Genomic DNA, 3,271 nt, shown 5'->3' on the forward strand with positions numbered 1-3,271 from the left:
GTCGCGGGCGCCGGACGGCGGCCGCGACCTGCTCGCCGCCGGGGCGCTCGAGCGGCACGGCGTGGGCGCGGTGGTCGGGGCGCACGTGCAGCCGATCCTCACCGGCGGCACGGTCGCGGCGACGACGGGGGCGGTGAACGCGGCCTCGGACCAGTTCGAGATCGTGGTGCGGGGCCGGGGCGGCCACGGCGGCTACCCCCACCTCGCACACGACCCGGTCGTGGCGATGGCCCAGGTGATCGTGATGCTGCAGCAGGTGGTCAGCCGCCGGATCAACCCGCTGCACTCCGCGGTGCTCACGATCGGCTCGGTCCACGCCGGCTCGGCGGCCAACGTCATCCCCGACGAGGCCCGGGCCCAGGGCACCCTGCGGGTGCTCGACGAGAGCGGCCGGACCTTCATCCGCGAGGAGCTCACCGCGGTGGTCTCGCAGGTCGCCAGCGCCCTGGGCTGTCAGGGGGAGGTGATCGTGCACGAGGGCGAGCCCGCTCTGGTCAACGACCCCGCGCTCACCGAGAGGACGCATCCGTGGCTGACCGGCCTCGGGTTCGAGATCTCCGCGCCGTTGCGCTCGTGCGGCGCCGACGACTTCTCCTACTACGGCGGTGCCGCGCCCAGCCTGATGATGTTCGTCGGGGTCGACCAGACCGATCTGCCCGACCGGGCCGAGCCGGCGATGCTGCACTCGCCGCGCTTCCGGCCACCGGACGCGTCCGTGGGCGAGGTCGCCCGGGCGCTGCTCGCCGGCTACCTCGGCGCCGTCGACCTCCTCGCCGGGGTCGACGGGGCTGCTGGGGCCGCCGGGGCCGCTGGGGTCGCCGCGGTCGATGCGGCGGGGAGGGGATGACCATGGTGCGCACGGTCGGTGTGGAGGAGGAGTTCCTCCTGGTGCGCGGCGGCTCGCCGCTGCTGGCTCCCGAGGGCGAGTTCGTCGTCGCGGCCGCGGAGGCGATGTCGCACGGCCAGTTCGAGCACGAGTTCAAGCGCGAGCAGGCCGAGCTCGGCTCGGCGCCGCACCGCCGAGTGGTCGACCTGCGCGACGACCTCCGAGCCCGGCGGAGGGAGCTCGCCACGGCCGCTGAGGAGCGGGGCGTGCGGCTGATCGCCTCGGCGACGAGCCCGCTCGACGACCGCAACACGACGACGACCGACCAGCGCTACGAGCGGATGGCCGACACGTTCGGCCGAGTGGCGAAGACCCAGCTGACCTGCGGGATGCACGTGCACGTGTCGATCGAGTCCGAGGAGGAGGGCGTCGCGGTGCTCGACCGGATCCGGGCGTGGACGGCGGTGCTCATCGCGCTCAGCGCCAACTCGGCGTTCGTGGCGGGCGAGGACACGCTCTACGCGAGCTATCGCACGCTGCTGTGGGGACAGTGGCCCTCGGCCGGTGTCACCGACCCGTTCGAGACCGTCGAGGGCTACCACCGCTCCCGGCAGGCGCTGATCGACACCGGCGCCGCGATCGACGACGGGATGGTCTACTTCGACGCTCGCCTCTCCGCCACCTACCCGACCGTCGAGATCCGGGTCTGCGACGTCTGCGCCGACGTGGACGACGCGGCGGTCATCGCGGCCCTCGCCCGCGCGCTGGTCTCCACGGCCGCGGCCGAGGCGGTCGCCGGGGTCCCGGTGCCGCCGATCCGCAGCGAGCTGCTCCGGGTGGCCAACTGGAGAGCGGCCCGGTGGGGGGCGGAGGGCACGCTCGTCGACACCCGCACCGGACGGCTCGCGCCCGCGTGGGACGTCGTGTCGGCGCTGGTGGAGCACGTCTCGCCCGCTCTCCGGGAGACCGGCGACGAGGAGCTGGTCGCCGACGGGCTGTCGGAGATCCGTCGCCGGGGCAGCGGCGCCCGGCTCCAGCGCGAGGCCTTCGCCGAGCGCGGCATCGTCGGCGTCGTCGACGTGCTGGTGCAGCAGACCGCCACCTCGGGTCCCTGACGCCGATCGCCGCCCTGGCGACCGCGGCGATCGTGGACTCCCCGAATTCCCACACAGGGAGGGACCTCCGGGCCCTCCTGTCCGCCTTGGGAGGGCCGGAATGTCCCGTCGCGTGTGGGAATTCGGGGAGGGGAGGGGCTCAGAGGCGGGGTTGGCAGTGCGGGCAGAAGTAGGCCGGGCGGGGGCGGCCCTCGGCGCCCATCGCGATCCGTCGCACCGGGGAGCCACACCGTGGGCAGGGCTGCCGCTCGCGACCGTAGACCGCGTACGGCTCCGGGCCGCGGCCGCGGATGGCGTCGCGCAGCTTGAGCCGCGCGACCTGGACCAGCCGCGGCAGCCGCCCGCGCTCATCGACCGTCGCGACCGGCGTGCGCGGGTCCAGCCCCAGCGCGAAGCACGACTCCGCCGCCCAGATCGTGCCGAGGCCCGCGAGGGAGGTCTGATCCCGGAGGGCGTCGAAGACGAGGGCGTCGGGGTGGCCGGCCAGACGGCGTACGGCGTCGGCGAGGGCGTCGTCGTCCCAGTCCGGGGAGAGGACGTCCGGCCCCAGATGCGCGTACGCCGTCGCCTCCTGGGACCGCGGGAGGAGCTCGACCACCCCCAGGAGGACGCCGATCGCCTGCGTGGTCTCGGTCGCGAGCTGGACCCGGACGGTGTGCGCCGGGCGCGTCCAGCGACCGCGGGCGGGCAGGGCGATCCACGAGCCGTCCATCCGCAGGTGGGTGTGGAGGGTCCAGTCGGCGCCGATCCGGGTGAGGAGGTGCTTGCCGTAGGTCGTGGTGCCCTCGACCGTCTCGCCGGCCAGGTCCACGGTCGCCCAGCGGGGGACGCGGAGGTCGGTGCGGGTGAGGACCTGCCCGGCCAGTGCCCGGTCGAGCCGGCGGGCGGTGCGCCAGACCGCGTCGCCCTCAGGCATCGAGCCTCAGGCCGCGGGGCGTGGTCGAGAAGCCGGCGTCGGCGAGCGCCTGCCGCAGCGGGGTGGTCGCGCCGAGCAGCGGCTCGCCGTCGGCCCGCTCCACGGTGAGGCGCCCGAGGGTGCCGCGGCGCACGACGCCGGCCAGCTCGGCGGCCGCCCGCTGGAGCACGCCGGCGTCGCCGTCGTGGCCGGTGAACGTGAGCAGCGTCTTGCCGCCGCGCTCGAGGTAGAGCGCCAGCGCCCCGTCCACGAGCACGACCAGCGCCCCGGCCTTGCGGCCGGGCCGGTGCCCCGTGCCGTCGCCCGAGGCGGGCCACGGCAGCGCGGCGCCGTAGGGGTTGGCGGGGTCGGTGGCGGCCAGCACCGTCGCGACCTCGGCCGTGGAGGCACGCAGGCGGTCGACCGCGCCGGGCA

4 protein-coding genes are annotated in these 3,271 nt (G+C 75.6%); 2 read left to right on the forward strand and 2 right to left on the reverse strand.

Going from position 1 to position 3,271, the window contains the following annotated elements:
- Nucleotides 1–847 (forward strand): M20 metallopeptidase family protein (locus QM572_RS04860; RefSeq protein ID WP_415090618.1); only part of this gene is annotated, 847 nt, incomplete at its 5' end.
- 2 nt (nt 848–849) lie between these two features.
- A complete protein-coding gene (locus QM572_RS04865) occupies nt 850–1,941 on the forward strand; it encodes a carboxylate-amine ligase (RefSeq protein ID WP_415090620.1) in 1,092 nt (363 codons plus the stop codon).
- Nucleotides 1,942–2,080: 139 nt separating this feature from the next.
- On the opposite strand, the gene QM572_RS04870 is transcribed toward QM572_RS04865, so the two are convergent.
- Both QM572_RS04870 and QM572_RS04875 read right to left on the reverse strand, forming a co-directional pair.
- Nucleotides 2,081–2,857, reverse strand: a complete 777-nt coding sequence (locus tag QM572_RS04870) for a DNA-formamidopyrimidine glycosylase family protein (RefSeq protein WP_415090623.1) — start codon at nt 2,855–2,857, stop codon at nt 2,081–2,083.
- Nucleotides 2,850–3,271: hypothetical protein (locus QM572_RS04875; RefSeq protein ID WP_415090625.1), on the reverse strand; the 422-nt coding region annotated here is incomplete at its 5' end. The genes QM572_RS04870 and QM572_RS04875, both read right to left, overlap by 8 nt.

The sequence above is a fragment of the Nocardioides sp. genome (assembly GCF_047607365.1).
Lineage (GTDB): Bacteria > Actinomycetota > Actinomycetes > Propionibacteriales > Nocardioidaceae > Nocardioides.

Excerpts from the sequence above, each read along its gene's own strand:
- QM572_RS04870 (WP_415090623.1), bottom strand. The coding sequence starts at position 2,857 with ATGCCTGAGGGCGACGCGGTCTGGCGCACCGCCCGCCGGCTCGACCGG.
- QM572_RS04865 (WP_415090620.1), top strand. The coding sequence starts at position 850 with ATGGTGCGCACGGTCGGTGTGGAGGAGGAGTTCCTCCTGGTGCGCGGC.